The organism is Streptomyces sp. NPDC002206, from assembly GCF_053593595.1.
On the sequence record NZ_JBSFCW010000024.1, the window covers coordinates 84116 to 103244 of the forward strand.

Sequence of the window (19129 nt, forward strand, 5' to 3'; positions counted from 1 at the left end):
CCGCGCCGCCGTCAGCGCTTCTTCCCGCTCTGCTTCGGATCCGCCAGTCCCGCCCGCCGCAGCGCATCCGCCATCGCACTGTTCACCGGCGCCGACGCCGGCGCCGGACGGGCAGAGGCACCGCCACCACGCCGCTCGCGGTCCTGACCGCCCTGGCCCTGACCCTGCCGCTGCCGCGGCGGCCGGCCACCCTGACCGCCCCGCTCGGCCCGTTCCCGCTTCGCCCCGCCGCCCTGAGGCGCCGCCCCCGCCGACGCCTCGTCGTCCAACCGCAGCGTCAGCGAGATCCGCTTCCGCGGGATGTCGACGTCCATCACCTTCACCTTCACGATGTCGCCCGGCTTCACCACATCCCGGGGGTCCTTCACAAAGGTCTTCGACATCGCCGACACGTGCACCAGACCGTCCTGGTGGACGCCGACGTCCACGAACGCCCCGAACGCGGCAACATTCGTGACGACCCCTTCCAGCACCATCCCGGACACCAGATCGCCGATCTTCTCGACGCCCTCCTTGAAGGTCGCCGTCTTGAACGCCGGCCGCGGGTCGCGCCCCGGCTTCTCCAGCTCCTTCAGGATGTCCGTGACCGTCGGCAGACCGAATTTCTCGTCCACGAAGTCGTCGGCCCGCAGCGACCGCAACACTCCCGTGTTGCCGATCAGCGAAGCGACGTCACTGCCCGTCCTCTTCACCATCGCCCGCACCACCGGGTACGCCTCCGGGTGCACGCTCGACGCGTCCAGCGGGTCGTCGCCCCGGATCCGGAGGAAGCCCGCGCACTGCTCGTACGCCTTCGGGCCGAGCCGCGCCACATCCTTCAGCGCCCTCCGGGACCGGAAGGGGCCGTTCGCGTCCCGGTGCGCGACGATGTTCTCCGCGAGGCCGGAGCCGATGCCCGAGACCCGGGAGAGCAGCGGCGCCGACGCGGTGTTGACGTCGACACCGACGCCGTTCACGCAGTCCTCGACAACCGCGTCCAGCGAACGCGACAGCTTCACCTCGGACAGATCGTGCTGGTACTGGCCGACACCGATCGACTTCGGGTCGATCTTCACCAGTTCGGCCAGCGGATCCTGCAGGCGCCGAGCGATGGACACCGCGCCGCGCAACGACACGTCCATGTCGGGGAGCTCCTGCGAGGCGAAGGCCGAGGCCGAGTAGACCGAGGCGCCGGCCTCGGACACCATCACCTTGGTGAGCTTCAGCTCCGGGTGCTTGTCGCACAGCTCACCGGCGAGCTTGTCCGTCTCGCGGGACGCGGTGCCGTTGCCGATCGCGATCAGGTCGACGGAGTGCTCCCTCGCCAGCCGCTCCAGCTTGGCCAGCGACTCGTCCCACTTGTTCGCCGGGACGTGCGGGTAGATGACGTCCGTCGCCACGACCTTGCCCGTCGCATCGACGACCGCGACCTTCACCCCGGTACGGAAGCCGGGGTCGAGCCCCAGCGTGGCCCGCGTCCCGGCCGGCGCGGCGAGCAGCAGATCGCGCAGGTTCGACGCGAAGACCCGTACCGCCTCGTCCTCCGCTGCCGTACGCAGCCGCAGTCGCAGATCGATCCCCAGGTGAACGAGGATCCGGGTCCGCCACGCCCAGCGCACGGTGTCGCCCAGCCACTTGTCGCCGGGGCGGCCGCGGTCGGCCACGCCGAAGCGGCGGGCGACCATGTTCTCGTACGTCGACGGGCCCGGCTCGGCCGACGACTCCTCCGGCTCCAGGACCAGGTCGAGAACGTCCTCCTTCTCGCCCCGGAGCATCGCGAGCACCCGGTGCGAGGGCAGCGCGGTGAACGGTTCGGCGAAGTCGAAGTAGTCGGCGAACTTCGCGCCGGCCTCCTCCTTGCCGTCCCGCACCTTCGCCGCCAGCCGCCCACGCGACCACATGCGCTCGCGCAGCTCGCCGATCAGATCCGCGTCCTCCGAGAAGCGCTCGGCCAGGATCGCGCGGGCGCCCTCCAGGGCCGCCGCCGCGTCCGCGACGCCCTTGTCGGCGTCCACGAAGGCAGCCGCCGCGGCGAGCGGCTCGACCGACGGGTCGGACAGCAGCCCGTCGGCGAGCGGTTCGAGCCCCGCCTCCCGGGCGATCTGCGCCTTCGTTCGCCGCTTCGGCTTGAACGGCAGATAAATGTCCTCAAGACGGGCCTTGGTGTCGGCCGCCCGGATCTGCGCCTCCAGGGCCTCGTCCAGCTTGCCCTGCTCGCGAACGGAGTCGAGGATCGCGCTACGCCGGTCCTCCAGCTCCCGCAGATACCGCAACCGCTCCTCGAGCGTGCGCAGCTGCGCATCGTCGAGCATCTCGGTCGCTTCCTTGCGGTAGCGCGCGATGAACGGCACGGTCGACCCGCCGTCGAGCAGCTCGACGGCCGCCTTCACCTGCCGCTCGCGTACGCCGAGCTCCTCGGCGATCCTGCCTTCGATGGACGTCGTCACGGTTTCTACCGACTCGCCTTCTCGTACTGGCTGTGCTTACCGGGGGCCAGGGCACGCCGTGGCTCCTTCGCCAGCATTGTGCCGCGTGGTCGGGCGCCGTGTCGCCCGACCACCCCGTTTGTCGACCGGTCGGCGGCTCAGCGCTTGCCGATCAGATCGGCCGGGAACGCACCCTCCGAAGCCGCCGTGAACAGGAACCCGCGCGCCAGCTCGGTCAGCCGCGCCACGCCCTCCGCGCCGAGGTGCTCGTACGGTGCCGCGTCCATCCGGTCGGTGGCGTCCTCCAGCTCCGCGCGCAGCGCCACGCCGGTCTCCGTCAACTCGCCCTCGCTGTCGAGCAGTCCACGCCCGCGCAGCCGCTCGGTCGCGTCCTCCCAGTCGGTGCGGCGCCAGCCGCGGGTGGCGAGAACCCAGCGAGGCGACATGCCCTTGCCGGTTGCGGTGTGGCTGGCCAGGGCCTCGACCGGGTCGAGACCGGCGGCGAGGAGCGCGGCGAGATGGCCGTCGCCGCGGTGTTCGCGCAGCAGTGTCGCGGCGTGCCAGTAGGCCAGGTGCGGCTGCTCGGGCACGGGCAGATCGGCGTGGGCGGCGTACAGCGGCCGGGCGTGTCGGGTGCACGCCTCGGCGGCGCGCAGCGCCAGCTCCGCCGCCTCGGCCAGTTCGGGGGAGTCGATGATCTCCGGGCCGAGCAGCCGGCGCAGCGTCGTGTCGACGGCGCGCAGCCGGGCCTCCAGGACCGCCTCCGGCGAGGCGACGGACCACACCGCGGGCAGGTGCCGGGCGACGAGCTCGTGGCTGAAGTTGTAGAAGGTCGCGGTGACGGTGCCCGGTCCGACAGCTCCCAGCGCCGCCCCGCGTGCGGCGAAGTAGGCGGCGTTCGAGTCGTCGATGCCGAGCTCTCCGAGCTCCTTGCCGAGGTCGGGGGAGAAGTAGACCGTCGAGTGCAGCGGGTTGATGGCGTTGTGGCAGCGGCGTCCGGCGAGCGGCGGCAGAGTACTCATGCCAGCACGTTACCGACTGGTCGGTACGCGACGGAACCCCGGGAGCGAAGCCCGGTCCGTACGGATCCGGGATGGCAGGAAAGGTGGGTTATTCGTCATTGCGGCCATCTTCGCGGCCCACAAGGATGGAAGACATGAAGCAGCGATCCGTACTCGTCGTCCTCTTCGACGGCGTCCAGAGCCTCGATGTGACCGGGCCCATGGAGGTCTTCGCGGGAGCTGCCCGCTTCCCGGACGTCACGTACGACCTCCGTACCGCCTCACTGGACGGCGTACCGGTCCGCACGAGCGTCGGACTCACTCTCGTACCGGACAGCAGCCTCGCCGACGCGGAACCGCCCCACACCCTCCTCGTCCCCGGCGGCCAGGGCACCCGTACCCCGGACCCGGCACTCGTCGACTGGCTGCGGGTACACGCCCCGCGCGCCGAGCGGCTGGTCTCGGTCTGCACCGGAGCCCTGCTGCTCGCGGAGGCGGGACTGCTGGACGGGCACCGGGTGACCACGCACTGGGTGGTCGCCGAGCACCTCGCCCGCACCTATCCGGCCGTCGAGGTCGACCCGGACCCGATCTTCGTACGCGACGGGAAGCTGGCCACGTCCGCCGGTGTCACCGCGGGCATCGATCTCTCCCTCGCTCTCGTCGAGGAGGACTTCGGCAGGCAGATCGCGCTCACCGTTGCCCGACACCTTGTCGTCTTTCTGCGGCGGCCGGGCAACCAGGCCCAGTTCAGTGCGCAGCTCACCTCGCAGATCGCCCGCCGCGAACCACTGCGCGAGGTCCAGCACTGGATCACCGAGCACCCCGGTGACGACCTCTCCGTCGAGGCGCTCGCCGCCCGCGCCCGCCTCTCGCCCCGCCACTTCGCCCGCGCCTTCCAGGCCGAGACGGGGCAGACACCGGGCCGGTACGTCGACCGGGTCCGGCTCGAACACGCCCGGCGGCTCCTGGAGGACACCACCGACGGGGTCGCCCACGTCGCGCACGCCTGCGGGTACGGCACCCCGGAGGGGATGCGCCGCGCCTTCATCAAGACCCTCGGCACCGCGCCCGCCGAGTACCGGCGGCGGTTCCGCCCCCAGCCCATGACCAGCACCGGCTGAAAGGCTTGCCATGCAGATCGCCATCGTCCTCTTCGACCGTTTCACGGCGCTCGACGCCGTCGGCCCCTACGAAATCCTCTCCCGCACCCCCGGCGCCGAGACCGTCTTCGTCGCCGAGCGGACCGGCCCCGTGCGCAACGACAGCGGCAGCCTCGCGCTCGTCGCCGAACGGACCCTTGCCGACGTACCCGCCCCGGATCTGGTGATCGTCCCCGGCGGCCCCGGCCAGAGCGCCCAGATGGAGAACGAGACGCTCCTCGGCTGGCTGCGCGCCGCCGATGCCGGCAGCACCTGGACGACCTCCGTCTGCACCGGCTCGCTGCTGCTCGCCGCGGCCGGTCTGCTGGAGGGGCGGCGGGCCACCTCGCACTGGCTCGCCCTGGACGTCCTGAAGACGTTCGGCGCCGAACCGACCGGCGAGCGCGTCGTCATCGACGGCAAGTACGTCACGGCCGCCGGCGTATCGTCCGGCATCGACATGGGGCTCACCCTGCTCGGCCGGATCGCCGGCGACGAGCACGCTCAGGCCGTACAGCTGCTGACGGAGTACGACCCCCAGCCGCCGTACGACGCGGGGGCACCGGAGAAGGCGCCGGCCGCGCTCGTCGAGGAATTCCGCGCCAAGAGCCGCTTCATCCTCCGCTAGGGCTGTCCCGGCCGACGCTCAGGTCGTCCAGGTGAAGCGGGGCGCCCGCCGCTCCAGAAAGGCGGCGACACCCTCCGCAGTGTCACCGCTGCGGCGCGCCTGCTCCGCCCAGTACGCGTCCCGGTCCTCACGTCCTGCGGCGAACTCCTTCGCCGCCGCCTGCGTCAGCTGCGAGCGCGAGGCCAGGATCCGTACGTACGACTCCACCCGCTTGTCCAGCTCCCCGGCAGGCAGCACCTCGTCCACCAGACCGGTCCGCAGCGCGCGCTCCGTCCCGATCAGCTCGCCGGAGAACAGCAGATGCTTTGCCGCGGCCGGTCCGATCAGCGCGACCAGCCGCCGGGTCGACGACGCGGCATAGACGATCCCCAGCTTGGCCGGGGTGACGCCGAAGGACGTGCCCTCCTCGGCGAACCGCAGATCGCAGGCGGTCGCCAGCTGGCTGCCGCCGCCCACGCAGAAGCCGCGCACGGCGGCGAGCGTCGGCCGGGGAAAGGCCGCCAGAGCCTCCTCGGCCGCCACGGCGAGCGCCTGCGGATCGTAGTCCGGATCGCTCGCCCGGTCCCGGAGCGAGGAGATGTCCGCACCCGCACAGAAGGTGTCCCCGGCGCCGGTCAGGACCAGGGCGCGCACGGCGGGGTCGGCGGCCAGCCGCTCCAGCAGTGCGGGCAGCGCCTGCCACATCGCGGCCGTCATCGCGTTGCGCTTGGCCGGGTTGCTGATCACGACGGTGGCGACGCCGTCCGCGACGGTGTGCTTCAGCTGCGGTTCCTCACGGTCCATGCGCCGGATGCTATCCGCACTGTTCGAACCTATGATCAAGGAGGGGTCGCGAAGCAGGCACGCACCGTGAGGAGCTGTCGGATGACCGATCCCGCAGTCCAGGGCAGGAAGCTGAGCCGCAGTTTCGGCCTGCTCGCCCTGCTCGGTGCCCTTCTCGTCGTGGCGGGCCTGGTCGGCCTCGTATACACCGGCGTCGCGACCCTGACCTCGATGATCCTCTTCGGCTGGCTGCTGCTGATCGGCGGCCTGGTCGGTCTGCTCCACGCGATCCAGTCCCGCGGCACCAACTACTTCTGGCTGGGTGTCGTGGTCGCCGCGCTGAACATCGCCGCCGGAGTCGTCGTCATCCGCCATCCGCACGGCACGGCCGAGGCGCTCACCATGTTCGCTGCGCTGCTCTTTCTGACCGGTGGGGTGTTCCGGCTGGTGGGGAGTGTCGTGGTGCGCGGGCCACAGTTCGGCTGGACGCTGCTGCAGGGGGCCTTCGGTCTGCTGCTCGGGCTGCTCGTGCTCTTCGACTGGCCGCACAGCAGCCTCTATGTGCTCGGCCTGTTCTTCTCGCTCGCGCTACTCTTCGACGGTCTCGGCCTGATGGCGATCGGGGTGGGCGGCCGCCGGATCGCCTCGTTGGTCTCGGATCGGACGGTGACCGAGGAGCTGCCGGACAAGCCGTAGAAGAAGATCAGAAACAGTCCGAGAAGTGGCGCCGTCCTACTTGATCGATCAAATTCTGTCGATAGGGGTCGACTTATGTTCAGTAGTACGGTCCGGACCAACCACTCCCCGCACTCTGTACTCGACGTGCAGTGACCAACGAGTCGAGAGCGGGTGCCGGAACTATGGAGAGCCGCGGGAGTGTCCCGGCCCGGCCCGTGTCGTACGAAGGGGTCTGGCGCTTCACCGCGCCTGCCCTCGACGTCTCCGTACCGCAGGCCAGGCACGCCGTACGCGATCTGTTGAACCGCCAGGGCGTGCCGATGGACGAGGACATCGCCCAGGGCCTGCTGCTCATCGTCTCCGAGCTGGTCACCAACGCGGTGAAGCACGCCGCGCTGCTCTCCCCGGAGCTCGCCGTGGAGGTGGCCGTCGGCGCCGAATGGGTCAGAGTGTCCGTGGAGGACAACCATCCGTACCGGCCGACGGCCCTGGAGGCGGACTACGCGCAGACCGGTGGGCGCGGGCTGCTGCTGGTCCGGGAGATCACGTTCGAAGCGGGCGGCACCTGCGACGTCGAGCACACCGCCGCCGGCGGAAAGATCATCTGGGCGGCGCTGCCGCTGAGCGCCAAGTTCTGACCGCCCGTACCCACCCCGATCCGCGGGTCCGTGCCGTCCCCGGTCCGTCGGTCCGTGCCGCCGACTCCGAGCCGCCGGCCCGCTGCTACCAGCCCGCGGACGGGCCGGTCAGCTCCCGGATCGCCGGGCGCGCCGCATCGAGCACCGTCATGAACCAGGCCGAGAACGGCGCCTCGTCATGCCGCTTCGCCAGCTCGTCGGCGGCCACGAACGCCGTCTCGCCGATTTCCTCCGGGTCCGGCCGCAGCTGTGCCTGTGCCAGCCCGACGAAAAGGTGGTTGAACTCCTGCTCCACCAATCCGGATGCCGGGTCGGGGTGGTTGTAGCGGACGGTGCCGGCCTCGGCAAGCAATGACGGCGAGATCCCGAGCTCCTCGTACGTACGCCGGGCGGCAGCGGCGAAGGGCGCCTCGCCCGGATACGGGTGACCGCAGCAGGTGTTCGACCAGACACCGGGGGAGTGGTATTTGCCGAGCGCACGACGCTGCAGCAGCAGCCGGCCCTGCTCGTCGAAGAGGAACACGGAGAACGCGCGGTGCAGTTGACCGGGCGCCTGGTGGGCGGCGAGCTTCTCCGCCGTGCCGATGGTGGTGCCGTTCTCGTCGACCAGTTCGAGCATGATCGCTTCTGCTGTGCCGTTCGACGAGCTGTTCGCCGCGGTGGCTGGTGTGGTCGGCATACCCATCCTTCGCTATGGTCCCGGCATCGTGCGCCGGTCCCCTCGAGTCTGCTCAAGTCTGCCGTACAAAAGCGGCTTGTCCGTACTTCGGGTCCTGGCATGTCCGGCCCCACCGCACTGTACGGATGCGGTGGGACCGGGCCACGCTTCAGGCCCCGAATGCCGCCGGATACTGGATCATGCCCTGCGGCACCGGCGTGGAATCGTCGAGCACCAGAGCCATCATCGCCTCGTCCGGTACGTCGAAGCCCGGACGGATCCCGTACCGGGAAGCCGGTACGAAGCCGAACCTCGGGTAGTACTCGGGATGACCGAGTACCAGCACCAGCCGTTCGCCCCGCAGCCGGGCCGCATCCAGCACAGCCCGCACCACCGCCTGACCGGCCCCTTCGCGCTGCCGGTCGGGGACGGTCGCCACGGGTGCCAGTGCCAGCGCCGGCACGTCACCGACCCGGCACCGGGTCAGCAGCGCGTACGCGGCGATGTCTCCGTCCGGCCCGTCCTGCGCGACGTATGACAGGCCGGGCAGCCAGGCCTCCGGATCGGCCCGCAGCGCGTCGACGAGACGGGCCTCGTCCGGTGTCGGGAACGCGGCCGCGTTGACCACGTGCACGGACTCGATGTCCGCCGCGGTCTCCGGCCGGGTGGTCCAGCGGGGGTCGGCGGGACGCAGGGCGTACGCGGCGTAGCCGTACTCCCTGCCGTGGTCGCGGCGCATGGCCAGTTCCGCACGGGTGGACGCGAGCGCCCATGCCATGCCGGGCGCCGAAGGATCCGCGGCTTCCACATGCCGGGCGAGCGGGACGTAGTACTCGTCCCAGTCGCTGTCGGGCTGCACCCGCACCCCGAGGACGTGATAGCCGGCCGCGACGGCCGCCGCGCTCTGCGCGGGCACCGGGAGCATCGGGCCGTCCTGGTCCCAGAAGGCGCGCGCCTCGTCCGACGGCTCGTCCGTCGTCCAGACGCAGTGGCTGACGACCAGGGAGCCGCCCGGGGTGAGCAGCCGCTTCCAGTCCCGCAGCGCGGTGTCGAAGCCGATGATGTACGCGGACCCCTCGGCCCAGACGAGATCGAACGACCCGTCCGGGAGGTCCGGTGTGCCAGGGCCGGAGAGCTCGCCCATATCGGCCCGGACGGTACGGATCCGGTCGCCGAGCCCGCGCGCCTCGGCAGCCACGCGCAGCTCGTCGAGGAACGGCTGGTGGGTGTCGACGGCTGTCACTTCGGCACCCGCCTCGGCGGCGAGCAGCAGCGCGGCCCTGCCGGGGCCGCAGCCCAGATCGAGGACGCGCGGACGGTGCGGCAGCGGGCCGGTGAGGGCGAGCATCTGCCGGGTGGTGGCGTCGGAGCCGGGGCTCTGCCGGGGCAGGTTGTGGTGCAGGGAGAAGAACGCCTCGTAACGAACGGCGTGATCGTCACGAACGGAGTGATCGTTGTCGGTCAACGTGGGAAACCCTTGAGTGAGAGGGCTCCGGCCAACGTCGCGACTCGGCGTGAGTCGGGGTGCTAGCCGGGAACCCGGGAGCTGAAGAAGGACCGGATGCTGCGCCGGGCAGGCGCCGTCGCGACGGTCATCAACCTCAGCTCCTCTCTCAGACACGGGCGAGGCTCGAATGCCTCTGCGGGGACCCTACACCCGTCCCCCGAGGGGCCGTTCAGTGGCAGAGCTTCGCCTCGTGCTCCGCATGACCGATGGGTTCGAGCTGGAAGGTGCAGTGCTCGACATCGAAGTGGACGCCGAGGCAGCCCTGCAGTTCGTGCAGCAGCTTCTCGTGCCCCACCGAGTCGAGCAGTTCCTGGTGCACCACCACATGGGCGGAGAGCACCGGCATGCCCGAGGTGATGGTCCAGGCGTGCAGGTCGTGGACGTCCAGCACTCCGGGCAGGGCGGTGATGTGGGCCCGTACCTCTCCCATGTCGACACCCTTCGGGGCCGACTCCAGCAGCACATTGAGTGTCTCCCGGAGCAGCTTCACCGTGCGGGGGACGATCATCAGACCGATCAGCAGCGAGGCGATCGGGTCGGCGGCCTGCCAGCCGGTGGCCAGGATGATGCTCGCCGAGACGAGCACGGTGACCGAGCCGAGCGCGTCCGCCAGCACCTCCAGATAGGCGCCGCGCACATTGAGGCTCTCCTTCTGTCCGCGCATCAGCAGCGACAGGGAGATCATGTTGGCCACGAGGCCGACCAGCGCGAAGACGATCGTCAGGCCGCCCCGGGTCTCGGTCGGTGTGATGAAGCGCTCGACCGCCTCGAACAGCAGATAGCCGCCGACCCCGAGCAGCAGCAGACAGTTGGCCAGAGCGGCGAGGATCTCTGCCCGGGCGTAGCCGAAGGTGAGGTTGAGTCCGGCCGGCTTGTTGGCGAAGTGGATCGCCAGCAGCGCCATGCCGAGCCCCAGTGCGTCGGTCGCCATATGGGCGGCGTCGGCGATCAGCGCCAGCGAGTCCGAGAGCAGACCGCCGACGATCTCCAGGACCATCACGGTGAGCGTGATGCAGAGCGCGACCCGCAGCCGCCCCTTGTACGCGGCGGCCGCGGTACCGGTCGGCGGCGGCCCGCCGTGTGTGTGTCCGTGATCGTGCCCAGCCCCCATGGGGACGCCTCCGGTCGTTTCGCGGACCCGGGCCCGTATCGGCCCGAGAAGGCCAGTGAACTACGGGTGGGGGGTATCCGGCAACACGGCACTGAACACCGTTGTCAACTGCTCTGACCTGCGGAAACGGTCGCAGGTCAGAGCGGTTGGGTGATCAGGTGCGGGTCAGGTGCCGAGCGCCTGGGGGTGGCGCAGGCACCAGCCCTCCCAGGCCGACTCGACCATCTCCCGCACCCCGCGCCGGGCCGTCCAGCCCAGCTCCTCGGACATCCGCGTGGCGGAGGCGACGGCCCTGGCCGCGTCGCCGGGCCGGCGCGGCTCGGTCTCCGGCTTGATGTGGTGGCCGGTGATCTCGCCCACCAGATCGGCGAGCTCGCGCACCGAGACGCCCTCGCCGCGGCCGATGTTCACGGTCAGGTCCGCGGGACCGCCCTGTTCGCTCAGCCTGCGGGCCACCGCGAGATGCGCGTCGGCGAGGTCGGCGACATGGATGTAGTCGCGGATGCAGGTGCCGTCCGGCGTCGGATAGTCGTCGCCGAAGATCCGCGGGGCCTCGCCGCGGGTCAGCCGGTCGAAGAACATCGGAATGACATTGAAGACGCCGGTGTCCGACAGTTCGGGTTCGGCCGCTCCCGCCACATTGAAGTAGCGCAGACAGCCGGTGGACAGGGAGTGCGCCTTCCCGGCCGCCCGGACCAGCCACTCCCCGGCGAGCTTCGTCTCACCGTACGGATTGATCGGGGTGCAGGGGGTCTCCTCGGTGATGAGCTCCGCGTTCGGTACGCCGTACACCGCGGCCGAGGAGGAGAGGACGAAGCGCTGCACCCCGGCCGCGACGACGGCCTCGAGCAGAACCGTGAGCCCCGAGACGTTCTCCCGGTAGTAGAGCAGCGGCTTCTCGACGGACTCTCCGACCTGCTTCTTCGCTGCGAGATGCACCACACCGGTCACGGCGTGCTCGGCGAGCACCCGGTCGAGCAGTGTGCGGTCGGCTGCCGAGCCGCGGACCAGCGGAACTTCGGCCGGGAGCCGCTCGGGAATGCCGGTGGAGAGGTCGTCCAGGACGACCACCCGCTCCCCGGCGCCCGTCATGGCACGCACCACATGTGCCCCGATATATCCCGCTCCGCCTGTGATCAGCCATGTCATGTCTGTCAGCCTAGGTCCATGCCACCGCGGTCCATCGGCCGAGGCCAGGGCCGTGGCCACCGCGGTTTGTCGGGCGGGGCAGGGATCGACGATGATGATCGCGGGCGGCGCCGCATGATGGCGACCCACCCCGAACGGAACATAAACGGGCGGTGAACTCCCGCTTCCGTTCATCAGATAGCCTCTGCCGACGTGCCGCCGGCCCGCATCCGGGCCGCACTGTCGCGCGCCGACCCTGTCAGCACCAAGGAGTGAGTTCGTCTGTCGACCGCCATCCTCACCGGTGCGCCGGTACCCGGGTCGTCGCTCGAGGACGATCTGAGATCGCTGGGCTTCGACGTACAGGCCGCCGCTGATGTCACCGAGGCCGCGGAGCTGCTCGCCGCGGCTCCCGCCGACGCCCGTGTCGCCCTGGTCGACCCCCGCTTCGTCGGGCATGTCCACGCCCTCCGGCTCGGACTGACCGACCCCCGCTTCACCGCCGTCACCGTGCCCGGTGCACTCACCGCGCAGCCGGAGGCGCGTGCCGCGCTCGTCCAGGCCCTGCGCAGCACCGCTGCGGCGGTCGGCGCGGGTGTCCCTGTGGGACGGGCCGGCGGCGCGGACACCGTGCCCGTCACCGACCGCACCGTGCCCGGCCGCATCGCCGTCGCACTGGAGGCCGAGGGCACCGCCGTTCAGCGCCCCGAACTCGGCTCGCTCGTCGCCGCCGTCCCTGCCGACCAGGCCGCCCGCGCCACCGCGCAGTCCGCCGTGGCCGCGGTCGACGACGAGGCGGTACGGCTGCGCAGCGCCGTGAAGGCCCGCGACGGCTTCTTCACCACGTTCTTCATCAGCCCGTACTCGCGCTACATCGCGCGCTGGTGCGCGCGCCGCGGCCTCACCCCGAACCAGGTCACCACCGCCTCCCTGCTCACCGCGCTGATCGCGGCGGGCTGCGCGGCCACCGGCAGCCGCGGTGGCTACATCGCCGCAGGGCTGCTGCTGCTCTTCTCGTTCGTCCTGGACTGCACCGACGGGCAGCTCGCCCGTTACTCGCTGCAGTACTCGACGATGGGCGCCTGGCTGGACGCCACGTTCGACCGGGCCAAGGAGTACGCGTACTACGCGGGACTCGCCCTCGGCGCCGCCCGCAACGGCGACGACGTGTGGGCGCTCGCGCTCGGCGCGATGGTGCTGCAGACCTGCCGCCATGTCGTCGACTTCTCGTTCAACGAGGCCAACCACGACGCGGTCGCCAATTCGAGCCCGACGGCAGCGCTCTCCGACAAGCTCGACAGCGTCGGCTGGACGGTCTGGCTGCGCCGGATGATAGTGCTGCCGATCGGTGAGCGGTGGGCGATGATCGCCGTGCTGACCGCGGTGACCACTCCGCGGATCGTCTTCTACGCCTTGCTGATCGGGTGCGCCGTCGCAGCCTGCTACACCACCGCCGGCCGCCTGCTGCGTTCGCTGACCCGCAAGGCACAGCGCACCGACCGGGCCGCCGGGGCGCTCGCCGACCTCGCGGACTCCGGGCCGCTGGCCCGGTTCGTGGCGGCGCGGGGACCCCGTATCGGGAGCGGCTGGGCCGCACCGGCGGCGGCCCTCGTCGGCGCGCTCGCCCTGGTCGCCGCCGCCCTGACGCAGCCGTTCGGCAGCCGCCAGATGATCGTCGCCGCGGTCTTCTACGCGGTCTGCTCGGGCGTCGCCGTGGCCCGCCCGCTCAAGGGCGCACTCGACTGGCTCGTACCCCCGATATTCAGGGCGGCGGAGTACTGCACGATCCTTGCTCTGGCCGCCCGCAGCGATGTCGATCAAGCCCTTCCCGCAGCTTTCGGGCTGATTTCGGCCATTGCCTACCATCACTACGACACGGTGTACCGCATTCGCGGGGGCACCGGCGCGCCGCCCCAGTGGCTGGTGCGGACGATCGGTGGGCACGAGGGCCGGACCTTGGTGGTGGCCGTACTCGCCGCCGTATTCACTCAGCATTCAGGCTTCACCGTGGCACTCACCGCTCTCGCAGTGGTCGTGGCACTGGTGGTGCTTGTCGAGTCCATCCGTTTCTGGGTCTCCTCCGGAGCACCTGCCGTTCACGACGAAGGAGAACCCGCATGATCGGCCTCGTACTCGCAGCCGGTGCCGGACGGCGTCTGCGCCCCTACACCGACACGCTTCCGAAGGCCCTCGTGCCGGTCGACGGCGAGAAGACCGTGCTCGACCTCACGCTGGCCAACTTCGCGGAGATCGGCCTCACCGAGGTTGCGATCGTCGTCGGCTACCGCAAGGAGGCCGTCTACGAGCGCAAGGCTGCGCTCGAGGCGAAGTACGGCCTGACGCTCACCCTCGTCGACAACGACAAGGCCGAGGAGTGGAACAACGCCTACTCCCTGTGGTGCGCCCGTGACGTGCTCGCGCGAGGCGTGATCCTCGCCAACGGCGACACCGTGCACCCGGTCTCCGTCGAGAAGACGCTCCTCGCCGCCCGCGGCAACGGCCAGAAGATCATCCTCGCCCTCGACACGGTGAAGAACCTCGCCGACGAGGAGATGAAGGTCATCACCGACGGCGACAAGGGCGTGCGGCGCATCACCAAGCTGATGGACCCGGCCACGGCGACCGGCGAGTACATCGGCGTCACCCTGATCGAGCCCGAGGCCGCCGCGGAGCTGGCCGACGCCCTGAAGGCCACGTTCGAGCGCGACCCCGACCTGTACTACGAGGACGGCTACCAGGAGCTCGTCAACCGTGGCTTCACCGTCGACGTGGCCGCCATCGGCGAAGTGACGTGGGTCGAGATCGACAACCATGACGACCTCGCGAAGGGCCGTGAGATCGCATGCCAGTACTGAGCCGGCTCATTCCGTCGCCGGTCGTCGTCGACATCCGGCGCGGGGCCCTGGACGATCTGGCGGCCCTCCTCGCCGACCAGCGGATCTCCGCCTCCGGCAAGCTCGCCGTCGCGATCAGCGGCGGTTCCGGCCTGGCCCTGCGTGAGCGGCTCGCCCCGGCGCTGCCCGGCGCCCACTGGTACCAGGTCGCCGACGGCACGATCGACTCGGCCGTCAAGCTCGCCGACGACATCAAGGGCGACCGGTACGACGCGGTGGTCGGTCTTGGCGGCGGCAAGATCATCGACGTGGCGAAGTACGCCGCGGCGCGCGTCGGCATGCCGATGGTCGCGGTCGCGACGAACCTCTCGCACGACGGTCTCTGCTCGCCGGTCGCGACCCTGGACAACGACAACGGACGGGGCTCCTACGGCGTCCCCACCCCGATCGCCGTCGTCATCGACCTCGACATCATCCGTGAGGCGCCCACCCGCTATGTGCGCTCCGGCATCGGCGACGCCGTCTCCAACATCTCGTGCGTGGCCGACTGGGAACTCGCCCACCAGGTCAACGGCGAGGAGATCGACGGACTCGCCGCGGCCATGGCCCGGCAGGCCGGCGAGGCCGTGCTGCGCCACCCCGGCGGGGTCGGCGACGACTCCTTCCTGAAGGTGCTGGCCGAGGGACTGGTGCTGACCGGCATCTCCATGTCGGTCGCGGGGGACTCCCGGCCGGCCTCCGGTGCCTGCCACGAGATCAACCACGCCTTCGATCTGCTGTATCCCAAGCGCGCCGCCAGCCACGGCGAACAGGTCGGCCTCGGCGCCTGCTTCGCCATGCACCTGCGGGGCGCGCGGGACGAGTCGCTGCTCATGGCGGCCGTCCTGCGCCGCCACGGGCTGCCGGTCCTGCCCGACGAGATCGGCTTCACCGCCGACGAGTTCGTCCAGGCCGTCGACTACGCCCCGCAGACGCGCCCGGGACGCTTCACGATCCTGGAACACCTCAACCTGTCCACCGACCAGATCAGGGACGCGTACGCCGACTATGCCAAGACCATCCGTAGCTGAACTCCGTCCGGTCGTTCACCCTCCGGGCGTCAAGGACCGGCGCAGCGGCGAACACTGGGCGGGCCGGCTCTACATGCGTGAACTCTCACTGCGTGTGGACCGGTATCTGGTGAACACCGAGGTGACACCCAACCAGCTGACCTACCTGATGACCGTCGCCGGCGTGCTAGCCGCTCCGGCCCTGCTCGTGCCGGGTATCCCCGGCGCGCTGCTCGGGGTTCTCATGGTCCAGCTCTACCTGCTGCTCGACTGCGTCGACGGCGAGCTGGCGCGCTGGAAGCAGCAGTTCTCCCTGGGCGGCGTCTACCTGGACCGTGTCGGCGCCTATCTCTGCGACGCGGCCGTGCTGGTCGGCTTCGGCCTGCGCGCCGCCGACCTGTGGGGCAGCGGAAGGATCGACTGGCTCTGGGCCTTCCTGGGTACTCTCGCGGCCCTGGGCGCCATCCTGATCAAGGCGGAGACCGACCTTGTCGGGGTCGCACGTCACCAGGGCGGGCTGCCGCCGGTCAAGGAGGCCGCGTCCGAGCCGCGCTCGTCCGGCATGGCGCTCGCCCGCCGGGCCGCCGGTGCGCTCAAGTTCCACCGGCTGATCCTGTGCGTCGAGGCGTCACTGGTGATTCTGGTCGCGGCCGTCCTGGACTCGGTCAGGGACGATCTCTTCTTCAGTCGCCTCGCGGTCGCGGTCCTGGCCGGCATCGCCCTGCTGCAGACCCTCCTCCACCTCGTGTCGGTCCTGGCATCGAGCAGGCTGAAGTGAGCACCCCCATGAAGCTCGGCGCGGTCATCATCACGATGGGAAACCGTCCTGACGAGCTGCGCGCCCTCCTCGATTCGGTCGCCAAGCAGGACGGCGACCGGATCGAGACGGTGGTCGTCGGCAACGGCGCCTCCGTCCCGGACGTTCCCGCGGGCGTCCGGACGGTCGAGCTCCCCGATAACCTGGGCATCCCCGGCGGCCGCAACGTCGGCATCGAGGCCTTCGGCCCGTCCGGCGCCGACGTCGACGCCCTGCTCTTCCTCGACGACGACGGACTGCTGCCGCTGACCGACACCGCCGAGCTGTGCCGGCAGGCGTTCGAGCAGGACCCGAGGCTGGGGATCATCAGCTTCCGGATCGCCGACCCGGACACCGGTGTCACCCAGCGTCGGCACGTCCCGCGGCTGCGCGCCGCCGACCCGATGCGCTCGTCGCGGGTGACGACCTTCCTCGGCGGCGCCAATGCCGTCCGGACCCGGGTCCTCGCCGAGGTCGGCGGGCTGCCGGGCGACTTCTTCTACGCGCACGAGGAGACCGATCTCGCCTGGCGGGCGCTGGACGCCGGCTGGATGATCGACTATCGCGCCGACATGGTGCTCAACCATCCGACCACTGCTCCGTCGCGGCACGCGGTTTACCATCGCATGGTGGCCCGTAACCGGGTCTGGCTGGCACGCCGCAATCTGCCCGCGCCACTGGTGCCGGTCTACCTCGGCGTCTGGCTGCTGCTGACCCTGCTCCGCAAGCCCTCGGGCCCCGCACTGAAGGCGTGGTTCGGCGGCTTCCGGGAAGGCTGGGTGAAGTCTTGCGGACCGCGCCGTCCGATCAAGTGGCGTACGGTATGGCGGCTGACCAGACTCGGCCGACCTCCCGTGATCTGAGAAGCTCTCCCCTGAGAGCATGAGGCGTATTTTTTCTTTACGGGACCTGTCCGCCTGAACCGCGTCGGCGACTGGCTGCGCATCTTGAATACGAGAGTTTCATCTGGTGAGTGACACAACCCATGATGGTGCGGTCGCGCTGAGCACCCCGCCATCCGCCGACGACGGCCTGAGCGCCGCCGAGAGGGCCGGAAAGTACGGCCTGACGGTGAGCGGAGCCCGGCCCGGGCTGTTCGAGTACGTGCAGCAGCTCTGGGGGCGCCGCCACTTCATCATGGCGTTCTCCCGGGCGAAGCTGACCGCCCAGTACAGCCAGGCCAAGCTCGGCCAGCTGTGGCAGGTGGCCACGCCGCTGCTCAACGCCCTCGTCTACTTCTTGATCTTCGGGCTGATTCTGGGCACCAGGAAGGGAATGCCCCAGGAGGTCTTCATCCCCTTCCTGGTGACGGGCGTCTTTGTCTTCACCTTTACGCAGAGCTCGGTGATGGCGGGCGTACGGGCGATCTCCGGAAACCTCGGACTGGTGCGCGCACTGCATTTCCCGCGCGCCTCGCTGCCCATCTCGTTCTCGCTGCAACAGCTCCAGCAGCTGTTGTACTCGATGATCGTGATGGCGGTCGTGGTGGTCGGCTTCGGCAGCTATCCGTCGCTGTCCTGGCTGCTGATCGTCCCCGCGCTGGTCATGCAGTTCGTCTTCAACACCGGTCTCGCCCTGATCATGGCCAGGCTCGGCAGCAAGACCCCGGACCTGGCTCAGCTGATGCCCTTCGTCATGCGCACCTGGATGTACGCGTCCGGTGTCATGTTCTCCATCCCGGTGATGCTCCAGGACAAGCCGGAGTTGATCGGCAGGGTGCTGCAGTACAACCCGGCGGCCATCTACATGGACCTGATCCGCTTCGCGCTGATCGATGGGTACGGCTCCGAGAACCTGCCGCCGCACGTGTGGATCGTCGGGCTCGCCTGGGCGGCCTTCATCGGCGTCGCGGGCTTTTTGTACTTCTGGAAGGCAGAGGAACGGTACGGCCGTGGCTGAGGACAACACTTCGGGGCGCGTCCCCACCGTCATCGCCGACGATGTGCACATCGTGTACCGGGTCAACGCCGGCGGCGGAGGCAAGGGCAGTGCCACCGCGGCGCTGAGCCGGATACTGCGCCGCGGCAAGGGCGAGGCGCGCGGAGTCCGGAAGGTGCACGCCGTACGCGGCGTCTCCTTCACCGCCTACCGGGGCGAGGCCATCGGTCTCATCGGCTCCAACGGCTCCGGCAAGTCGACCCTGCTGCGGGCCATCGCCGGTCTGCTGCCGACCGAGCACGGCAAGGTGTACACGGACGGTCAGCCGTCGCTGCTCGGTGTGAACGCGGCGCTGATGAGCGACCTGACCGGCGAGCGGAACGTGGTGCTGGGCGGGCTCGCGATGGGCATGACGCGCGAGGAGATCCGCGAGCGCTACCAGGGGATCGTCGACTTCTCGGGCATCAACGAGAAGGGCGACTTCATCACCCTGCCGATGCGGACGTACTCCTCCGGTATGGCCGCCCGGCTGCGCTTCTCCATCGCCGCCGCCAAGAAGCACGACGTCCTCATGATCGACGAGGCGCTGGCCACCGGCGACCGCAAGTTCCAGATCCGCTCCGAGAAGCGCATCCGCGAGCTGCGCAAGGAAGCGGGCACGGTCTTCCTGGTCAGCCACAGCAACAAGTCCATCAGGGACACCTGTGACCGGGTGCTGTGGCTGGAAAAGGGCGAGCTGCTGATGGACGGCCCCACCGACGAGGTCCTCAAGGCGTACGAGCGGGAGACCGGGAAGTAACACCCCCACCGCTCTCCGACACCGCAGCGGCCTCTGCCGGAGCACTCCGGCAGAGCCGGCGCGCGCGGTCACACATGCCCGGTGCTCGGCAGCGGTGAGACTGCGTATCCGTAGC

General features: G+C 70.1%; 18 protein-coding genes. 11 read left to right on the forward strand and 7 right to left on the reverse strand.

Annotation, left to right across the window (positions count from 1 at the left end; all coding sequences use genetic code 11):
- Positions 1–11 precede the first annotated feature (11 nt).
- Positions 12–2426, reverse strand: a complete 2415-nt coding sequence (locus tag ACWCP8_RS30770; protein ID WP_451119434.1) for a Tex family protein — start codon at positions 2424–2426, stop codon at positions 12–14.
- Positions 2427–2563: 137 nt separating this feature from the next.
- Positions 2564–3427, reverse strand: coding sequence for an SCO6745 family protein (locus ACWCP8_RS30775; protein WP_352269212.1), 864 nt, complete (start codon positions 3425–3427; stop codon positions 2564–2566).
- 134 nt (positions 3428–3561) lie between these two features.
- Here ACWCP8_RS30775 and ACWCP8_RS30780 point away from each other — a divergent pair, with 134 nt between their 5' ends.
- Positions 3562–4530 (forward strand): GlxA family transcriptional regulator, encoded by a 969-nt coding sequence (locus ACWCP8_RS30780; RefSeq protein ID WP_356004566.1) that lies wholly within the window; start codon positions 3562–3564, stop codon positions 4528–4530.
- Positions 4531–4540: 10 nt separating this feature from the next.
- Positions 4541–5176: a DJ-1/PfpI family protein gene (locus ACWCP8_RS30785; RefSeq protein ID WP_451119437.1), complete on the forward strand. Its 636-nt coding sequence runs from the start codon at positions 4541–4543 to the stop codon at positions 5174–5176.
- A gap of 18 nt (positions 5177–5194) precedes the next feature.
- Here ACWCP8_RS30785 and ACWCP8_RS30790 read toward each other — a convergent pair whose 3' ends face one another.
- Positions 5195–5959 (reverse strand): enoyl-CoA hydratase/isomerase family protein, encoded by a 765-nt coding sequence (locus ACWCP8_RS30790; RefSeq protein WP_352269209.1) that lies wholly within the window; start codon positions 5957–5959, stop codon positions 5195–5197.
- Between the two features lie 81 nt (positions 5960–6040).
- Between ACWCP8_RS30790 and ACWCP8_RS30795 the strand changes: the two genes are divergently transcribed.
- Together ACWCP8_RS30795 and ACWCP8_RS30800 are read left to right on the forward strand one after the other, a co-directional pair.
- Positions 6041–6634 (forward strand): HdeD family acid-resistance protein, encoded by a 594-nt coding sequence (locus ACWCP8_RS30795; RefSeq protein WP_352269207.1) that lies wholly within the window; start codon positions 6041–6043, stop codon positions 6632–6634.
- Between the two features lie 164 nt (positions 6635–6798).
- On the forward strand, positions 6799–7254 hold the full coding sequence (locus tag ACWCP8_RS30800; protein ID WP_352269206.1) for an ATP-binding protein: 456 nt from the start codon (positions 6799–6801) through the stop codon (positions 7252–7254).
- An 85-nt stretch (positions 7255–7339) separates the two neighbouring features.
- On the opposite strand, the gene idi is transcribed toward ACWCP8_RS30800, so the two are convergent.
- The 4 genes from idi to galE form a co-directional block, all read right to left on the reverse strand.
- On the reverse strand, positions 7340–7933 hold the full coding sequence (gene idi, locus ACWCP8_RS30805) for an isopentenyl-diphosphate Delta-isomerase (RefSeq protein ID WP_352269205.1): 594 nt from the start codon (positions 7931–7933) through the stop codon (positions 7340–7342).
- 148 nt (positions 7934–8081) lie between these two features.
- Positions 8082–9377 (reverse strand): bifunctional class I SAM-dependent methyltransferase/N-acetyltransferase, encoded by a 1296-nt coding sequence (locus ACWCP8_RS30810; RefSeq protein WP_451119440.1) that lies wholly within the window; start codon positions 9375–9377, stop codon positions 8082–8084.
- A gap of 211 nt (positions 9378–9588) precedes the next feature.
- On the reverse strand, positions 9589–10530 hold the full coding sequence (locus ACWCP8_RS30815) for a cation diffusion facilitator family transporter (RefSeq protein ID WP_266999633.1): 942 nt from the start codon (positions 10528–10530) through the stop codon (positions 9589–9591).
- 165 nt (positions 10531–10695) lie between these two features.
- On the reverse strand, positions 10696–11679 hold the full coding sequence (galE, locus tag ACWCP8_RS30820) for a UDP-glucose 4-epimerase GalE (protein WP_451119442.1): 984 nt from the start codon (positions 11677–11679) through the stop codon (positions 10696–10698).
- Positions 11680–11940: 261 nt separating this feature from the next.
- Between galE and ACWCP8_RS30825 the strand changes: the two genes are divergently transcribed.
- The 7 genes from ACWCP8_RS30825 (at position 11941) to ACWCP8_RS30855 (ending at position 19014) form a co-directional block, all read left to right on the forward strand.
- Complete coding sequence (locus tag ACWCP8_RS30825; RefSeq protein WP_451119452.1) at positions 11941–13779, forward strand: DUF5941 domain-containing protein; 1839 nt, start codon at positions 11941–11943, stop codon at positions 13777–13779.
- Positions 13776–14513 carry a phosphocholine cytidylyltransferase family protein gene (locus ACWCP8_RS30830; protein ID WP_352269201.1) on the forward strand — a complete coding sequence of 246 codons (738 nt, stop codon included), beginning with the start codon at positions 13776–13778 and terminating at the stop codon, positions 14511–14513. The genes ACWCP8_RS30825 and ACWCP8_RS30830 overlap by 4 nt, the downstream gene beginning before the upstream one ends.
- On the forward strand, positions 14501–15562 hold the full coding sequence (locus tag ACWCP8_RS30835; RefSeq protein ID WP_352269200.1) for an iron-containing alcohol dehydrogenase family protein: 1062 nt from the start codon (positions 14501–14503) through the stop codon (positions 15560–15562). The genes ACWCP8_RS30830 and ACWCP8_RS30835 overlap by 13 nt, the downstream gene beginning before the upstream one ends.
- Entirely contained in the window at positions 15540–16319 is a 780-nt protein-coding gene (locus tag ACWCP8_RS30840) for a CDP-alcohol phosphatidyltransferase family protein (protein WP_352269199.1), read from the forward strand. Before ACWCP8_RS30835 ends, ACWCP8_RS30840 begins: the two co-directional genes overlap by 23 nt.
- A complete protein-coding gene (locus tag ACWCP8_RS30845; RefSeq protein ID WP_451119444.1) occupies positions 16316–17200 on the forward strand; it encodes a glycosyltransferase family 2 protein in 885 nt (294 codons plus the stop codon). Before ACWCP8_RS30840 ends, ACWCP8_RS30845 begins: the two co-directional genes overlap by 4 nt.
- Before the next feature lie 106 nt (positions 17201–17306).
- Positions 17307–18236, forward strand: coding sequence for an ABC transporter permease (locus ACWCP8_RS30850; protein ID WP_352269196.1), 930 nt, complete (start codon positions 17307–17309; stop codon positions 18234–18236).
- Positions 18229–19014: an ABC transporter ATP-binding protein gene (locus ACWCP8_RS30855; RefSeq protein ID WP_313940238.1), complete on the forward strand. Its 786-nt coding sequence runs from the start codon at positions 18229–18231 to the stop codon at positions 19012–19014. The genes ACWCP8_RS30850 and ACWCP8_RS30855 overlap by 8 nt, the downstream gene beginning before the upstream one ends.
- Positions 19015–19129: the final 115 nt, after the last annotated feature.